At 74.8% G+C, this 7,205-nt stretch carries 1 protein-coding gene and 1 pseudogene; both read right to left on the bottom strand.

Going from position 1 to position 7,205, the window contains the following annotated elements; translation table 11 throughout:
- Positions 1 to 1,406: type I polyketide synthase (locus AC13HU_RS27605; RefSeq protein WP_483044667.1), on the bottom strand; the 1,406-nt coding region annotated here is incomplete at its 3' end.
- Between the two features lie 59 nt (positions 1,407 to 1,465).
- Positions 1,466 to 7,189, bottom strand: a pseudogene (locus AC13HU_RS27600) (type I polyketide synthase); the annotation flags it as partial.
- Between the last annotated feature and the right edge of the window lie 16 nt (positions 7,190 to 7,205).

The raw sequence follows: 7,205 nt of genomic DNA, 5'->3' as shown, positions 1-7,205 counted from the left end.
GCGTCTTGTTGCGGTTGTTCCGGTTTTTCTGGTTGTTCGAGGATGATGTGTGCGTTGGTGCCGCTGATGCCGAAGGCTGAGATGCCGGCTCGGCGGGGCCTGTTGACCTTCGGCCAGGGGCGGCTTTGGGTGAGGAGTTCGATGGAGCCGGAGGTCCAGTCGACGTGTGAGGTCGGCCGGGTGGCGTGCAGGGTGCGGGGCAGGACGCCGTGGTGGAGGGCGTGCACCATCTTCATCACGCCGGCGATGCCAGCTGCGGCCTGCGTGTGGCCGATGTTGGACTTCAACGATCCGAGGTACAGGGGGCGTTCGGCCGGCCGATCCTGCCCGTAGGTGGCCAGCAGCGCGGCCGCCTCGATCGGGTCGCCGAGCGGGGTGCCGGTGCCGTGGGCTTCGATGGCGTCGATGTCGTCGGGGGTGAGTCCGGCGTTGTCGAGTGCGGTGTGGATGAGGCGGGCCTGGGAGCGGCCGTTGGGTGCGGTGAGGCCGTTGGAGGCGCCGTCCTGGTTGATGGCGGTGCCGCGGATGAGGGCGAGGACGGGGTGGTTGTTGCGGCGGGCGTCGGAGAGCCGCTCCACCAGCACCGTGCCCACCCCCTCGCTCCATGACGAGCCGTCCGCCGCGTCGTCGAACGCCTTGATCCGGGCGTCGGGGGCCAGGCCCCGCTGGCGGGAGAACTCGATGAAGGACTCGACCGTCGACATGACGGTGGCGCCGCCCGCCACGGCAAGGTCGCACTCGCCGGTGCGCAGCGACTGGACGGCCAGGTGCAGGGCGACCAGCGACGAGGAGCACGCGGTGTCGATGGTCAGCGCCGGGCCTTCCAGCCCGAACACGTACGACAGGCGGCCGGAGGCGATACTGCCCGCGCTGCCGGCGCCGATCATGCCCTCGAAGCCTTCGGGCGCGGGGGTCAGCCGGCTGCCGTGGTCGTGGGAGAGGATGCCGATGAAGACGCCGGTGCGGGAGCCGGCCAGGCCGCGCGGGTCCAGACCCGCACGTTCGAACGTCTCCCAGGTCGTCTCCAGCAGCAGCCGCTGCTGCGGGTCCATCGCCAGTGCCTCGCGCGGCGCGATACCGAAGAGGGCGGCGTCGAACCCGGCCGCGTCCTGGAGGAAGCCGCCCTCCTTGACGTAGATGTGGCCGACGGCGTCCGGGTCGGGATCGTACAACTCGTCGATGTCCCAGCCCCGGTCGGCGGGCATCGCCGAGATCAGGTCGCGCTCCTCCACGACCGCGCGCCACAGGTCCTCGGGCGAGTCGATGCCGCCGGGGAAGCGGCAGGCCGTTGAGACGATCGCGACCGGCTCCTGCCGGCCGGACTCCAGCTCCAGGAGCCGGGCGCGGGCGCGGTGCAGATCGGCTGTCACCCGCTTCAAGTACTCGATGATCCGCGTGTCTTCCACGGAGCGCGTCCCTTTCTGCCGACGGCCCGGAAGCAGCCCGGGCCGACGCCGGTGGAGGCTCAGAAGCTGCCCATGTCGTCGATGAAGTCGAGGAGTTGGTCGACCGATGCGTCTTTCAGGCCGAGGTTGTCCGCCGGGTCGCCGGCCGCCGTCGGCGTGTCGGCGTCGCTCCACCGGGTGACGAGCGAGTGCAGCCGCATGGTGATCTTGGCCCGCAGCGCCGGATCGGTCGTGTCGGCGCCGAGCAGGGCCAGTTCCAGCCGGTCCAGGTCGGTGAGCACCGGTGGGACGGCCTCGACCGGGGTGCCGAACAGCTTCTCGTCGAGGAAGGCGGCTAGGGCCCGCGGGGTGGGGTGGTCGAAGGCGAGCGTGGCCGGGAGTTTCAGGCCGCTGAGGGCGGAGAGCCGATTGCGCAGGTCCACCGCGGTCAGCGAGTCCAGGCCCAGTTCCCGGAAGGCGCGGCCGTCGTCGACCTGCTCGGCGGGGCCGTGCCCGAGGACGACGGCGACGGTGCTGCGGACGGCGGTCAGGAGGGCGGCGGCGCGTTCGGCGGGGCCGAGCGTGGCGAGCCGCTTGCGCAGGCCGGCCTGCTCGGCGGCGCCCGCGCGGCGCCGGCCGGCCCGCACCAGGCCGCGCAGCAGCCAGGGGAGCGTGCCGTCGCCCGCCTGGGCCCGCAGGGTGGGGAAGTCGAAGCGGGCGGCGACCAGATGGGCGTCGGGGCCGTCGAGGGCCGCGTCCAGCAGGGCCATGCCCTGCTCGGCGGTCAGGCTGCGGGTGCCGGAGCGGGCCATCCGGCGGGCCAGGTCCTGGTCGGAGAGCCCGGCGCCCATCTCGGAGCGGTCCTGCCACAGGCCCCAGGAGACGGACAGTCCGGGCAGGCCGGCGGCCCGCCGGTGCTGGGCGAGGGCGTCGAGGAAGGCGTTCGCCGCACCGTAGTTGGCCTGGCCGGCGCCGCCGAAGGTGCCGGCCATCGAGGAGTACATGACGAACGCGGCCAGGTCGGCGTCCCGGGTGAGCCGGTGCAGGTGCCAGGCCGCGTCGGCCTTCGCCCTGAGCACGGTGTCGACGTGGTCCGGGGTGAGGGAGCCGAGGGCGCCGTCGGCGAGGACGCCGGCCAGGTGGAACACCCCGGTGAGCGGCCGCCGTTCGGGGATCTGTGCCAGCAGCCGGGCCAGGGCCTCGGGGTCGGCCGCGTCGCAGGCGGCCACCGTGACGGTGGCGCCGGCCGCCGTCAGTTCCGCCCGCAACTGCGCGGCGCCCGGTGCGGCGGCGCCTCGGCGGCCGGTGAGCAGCAGGTGCCGTACGCCGTGCCGGGCCACCAGGTGGCGGGCGAGGATACCGCCGAGGGTGCCGGTGCCGCCGGTGATCAGGACGGTGCCCTCGGGGTCGAGGGGGCGGTGGACCGCCGCGTCGGTGGCATCGGCATCGGCGGCGGTGGTGGTCGCTCGCGCCAGCCGCGGAACGCGCAACACTCCTTCGCGCAGCGCAAGTTGGGGTTCGCCCGAGTCGAGGGCCGCCGTCAGCACGATCGGCGGGACGGCCGCCGTGTCGCTGTCCAGCAGCACGAAGCGGTCCGGCTGTTCCTGCTGCGCCGAGCGGACCAGGCCCCACAGTGGGGCGGACGCGAGGCTCTCCGACGCGTCCCGCGGTGTGTGCGCGAGGTCGTCCGGCGCGTTCCGCGGGGCGGGCATGATGCCGGCCGGGGCGCGCGGCGGGCCGGCCGCCACCGCCTGCCGGGTGAGCAGGACCAGCCGCGCCGCGGCCCAGCGTTCGTCCGCCGTCCACGCCCGGCACAGTTCCAGCGTGTCCAACAGCAGCCGTCGGTCTGCCGGTTCACCGCCCCCGGCGGCCACCACCACTGCATCCGGCACGGGAGCGCCCGCGTCCACGGCGGCGCCCAGTGCGGCCAGGTCGGCGTAGCGGCGGCCGGCGTCCACCTCGGCCGGCCCTACCGCCGTGCAGCGTTCGCCCAGTACCACCCAGTGCGGGGCGGTGGCCTCGGCGGGCGGCAGGGGCGTCCAGTCCAGCCGGAACAGGGAGTTCTCCGTCCCGGTGCGCGCCGCCGTCGGACCGGCGGCCGCCATCGGTCGTACGGCGACGGACTCCGCGGTGAGCACCGGCTGCCCGGCACCGTCGTACAGGTGGAAGGCGAAGGCGCCGTCGCCGAGCCGTACGACCCGTACCCGCAGCTCGGTGGCGCCCTGGGCGTGCAGCGTGACACCGCTCCAGCTGAAGGCGAGTTGCCCGCTGTCGTCCAGGCCGTCCAGGCCGTCCAGGACGACGACGTGCAAGGCTGCGTCCAGGAGTGCGGGGTGGATGCCGTACTGCGGGGCGTTCTTCGCCTCCGGCTGGGGGAGCCGCACCTCGGCGAAGAGCTCGGCGCCGCGGCGCCAGGCGGCGGTCAGGCCGCGGAAGGCGGGGCCGTACCCGATGCCGGCGGCGGCGATGCGCTCGTAGGCGTCGTCGGCCGGCAGGGACTCGGCGTCGCGCGGCGGCCAGTCGGCGAGGGGTTCGGGGTCCGCTCCGGCGGGGGCCAGGAACCCTTCGGCGTGCTGGACCCACGGGGATTCCTCGTCGGCGCCCGGCCGCGCGTGCACGCGCACCGCGCGCCGGCCGGCACCGTCCGGCGCGTCGACCGTCACCTGTACGACGGTCGCGCCGCTCGCCGGGACGACCAGCGGCTGCTGGAGCGCCAGGTCCTCCACGGTCCCGCAGCCGACGGCGTCGCCCGCCCGCACCGCCAGTTCCACGAAGGCGGCGCCGGGCAGGATCGCCACCCCGGCCACCGCGTGGTCGTCCAGCCAGGGCAGCGAGCGCCGTACCAGACGGCCGGTCAGCACCACCCCGCCGTCGGCGAGTGCGACGCTCGCGTCGGCCAGGGGATGCCCGGTGCCGCGCACACCGGCGCCCACCGGCCCGTTCACCGGCCGCAGCCAGTACTTCTCGTGCTGGAAGGCGTACGTCGGCAGGTCCACGCGGCGCGCGCCGACCCCGTCGAACACGGCTGCCGCCCAGTCCACTTCCACACCGTGCACCCACGCGTCCGCCAGGGCCCGCGCGGTGCGCTCAGGGCCGCCGTCGTCACGGCGCAAGGTGCCCAGGGCGGCCACCCGAACGTCCTGCGACGCGGCGATGTCGGCGACCCCGCCGAGCAGCAGCGGGTGCGGGCTCATCTCCAGGAACACCCGGTTCCCCCGGTCCAGCAGATGACGTACGGCCGCTTCGAACTGCACCGGTTCGCGCGCGTTGCGGTACCAGTACGCGGCGGACATCGTCGCGGTGTCCACCAACTCCCCGGTGACGGTCGAGCACAGCGGAACGGTGTCCCCGTGCGGGGCCAACCCGGCCAGGCCGTCCAGGAGTTGGTCGTGCAGCCGCTCCATCTGCGGGGAGTGGCCCGGCGCCACCGCGCCGCGGACCCGGCGCACCTGCGCGCCCTCCGCCTCGGCCACCACGAGGAACTCCTCCAGGGCCGTCACGTCACCGCTGACCACCACCGACTCCGGCCCGTTGATCACACCGACGCTCAACTCCTTTTCCCACGGCCGTAGTCGCTCGGCCACCCAGTCGCGGGACTTCGACACCCCGGCCATCGCGCCCAGGCCCACCACGTCAACGATCAGCCGGCTGCGCAGCGCCACCACCAGGGCCGCGTCCTTCAGCGACAGGGCGCCCGCCACGTGCGCGGCGGCGATCTCACCCTGCGAGTGGCCCACCACCGCCGCCGGCCGCACCCCGGCCGCCTGCCAGGTGCGGGCCAGGGAGACCATCACCGAGAACAGCACCGGCTGCACCACGTCCAGCCGCTCCAGCGACGGCGCGTCCGGCGCCCCGGCCATCGCGCCGGTCACCGACCAGCCGACCAGGTCGTCGAAGACCCGCTCGCAGTCGGCGAACGTGTCCCGGAAGACCTCGGACCGCTCCAGCAGCGCCGACGCCATGCCCACCCACTGCGACCCCTGCCCGGGGAAGACGAACACCGCCTCGGAACCGGTGGGCGGTCCGGTGACCACCTGCGGCGACTCCTCGCCCGCCGCCAGTGCCCGAAGTCCGGCGAGGGCGTCGTCCGGGCCGGCCGCGAGCACCACCGCGCGGTGCGCGAGCGCCGTGCGCGTCGTCGCCAACGACCAGGCCACGTCGGCCGGTTCCGGGGCGTCCGCGGTCCCCAGCAACCCGGCCAGCCGGGCCGCCTGGCCGCGCAGCGCCGCCGGGGTGTGCCCGGACAGCACCATCGGGGTGACCGGCAGCGGCAGCCGCGGCCCGTCCGACACCGTTACGGGCGGGGCCTGTTCGAGGATCACATGCGCGTTGGTGCCGCTCGCGCCGAACGCGGACACCCCCGCCCGGCGCGGCCGGTCCACCGCCGGCCACACCTCGGCCTCGGTCAGCAGCCGCACCGCGCCCCGCGTCCAGTCGATCCGCGTCGACGGCCGGTCCACGTGCAACGACCGTGGCAGCAGCCCGTGGCGCAGCGCCATCACCGTCTTGATGATCCCGGCGACGCCCGCCGCGCCCTGGGTGTGCCCGATGTTCGACTTGATCGAGCCGATCCGCAACGGCTGTTCCCCGGGCCGGCCCTGGCCGTACGTCGCCATCAGCGCGTGTGCCTCGATGGGGTCGCCGAGCTTGGTGCCGGTGCCGTGCGCCTCGACGGCGTCCACGTCGGCCGGCGCGAGTCCGGCGTCGGCGAGCGCCTGGCGGATCACGCGCTGCTGGGCGGTGCCGTTGGGCGCGGTCAGGCCGTTGGAGGCGCCGTCCTGGTTGACCGCCGTGCCGCGGACGACGGCCAGCACCCGGTGCCCGTCGCGCAGCGCGTCCGGCAGCCGTTCCACCAGCAGCATGCCCACGCCCTCCGACCACATCGTGCCGTCGGCCGCCTCCGCGAACGACTTGCTGCGCGCGTCCGGCGCCATCAGCCCCTGCCCGGAGAACCCCACGAACGCGCCCGGTGTCGCCATCACCGTCGCGGCCCCGGCCAGTGCCAGGTCGCACTCGCCGGCGCGCAGCGCACGTACCGCCTGGTGCAGCGCGACCAGCGCCGACGAGCAGGCCGTGTCCACGGTCACCGCCGGGCCCTCGAAGCCGAAGGTGTAGGAGATGCGCCCGGTGGCGATGGACCCGCCGATGCCGGTCGCGAAGTACGGCACCAGGTCGTCCGGCATGCGGTCGGGACCGGGCAGGTAGTCGTGGCCGACCAGTCCCGCGAAGACGCCGGTACGGCTGCCGCGCAGCGTGCCCGGGTCCAGGCCGGCGCGCTCCATCGCCTCCCAGGCGGTCTCCAGCAGCAGCCGGTGCTGCGGGTCCATGGCCAGCGCCTCGCGTGGCGAGATACCGAAGAACGCCGGGTCGAACTCGCCCGCGTCGTAAAGGAATCCGCTCTCCCGCGCCTCCGTCGACGTACCCCGGTCGCCGTTCGGGCTGAACAACTCCTCCAGGTCCCAGCCCCGGTTGTCGGGGAAGGCGCCGAGGACGTCGCGCTCGTCGGCGACCACCTGCCACAGGTCCTCGGGGCTGGTCACCCCGCCGGGGAAGCGGCAGCCCATGCCGATGATCGCGACCGGCTCGTCGGGCGCTCGCCGGCGGGCCGGGGCGATGTCGGCCGCCGGCGCGGGGGCGCCCCGGCGCTCCTGGTCCAGGTGGGCGGCGAGCGCCTGCGGGGTCGGATGGTCGAAGACGGCCGACGCGGGCACCGAGAGGCCGGTCGCCGCGCGCAGTTCGGCGCACAACTCGACCGCGCCGACGGAGGTCACGCCGAGTTCGGAGAAGGGGCGGGTCGCCGCCACGGCGTCCCTCGTCGTG

The organism is Streptomyces sp. NH27 (assembly GCF_056859195.1).
The sequence above is the reverse complement of the archived record's forward strand: the minus strand, read 5'-3'. Positions and strand labels throughout refer to the sequence as shown.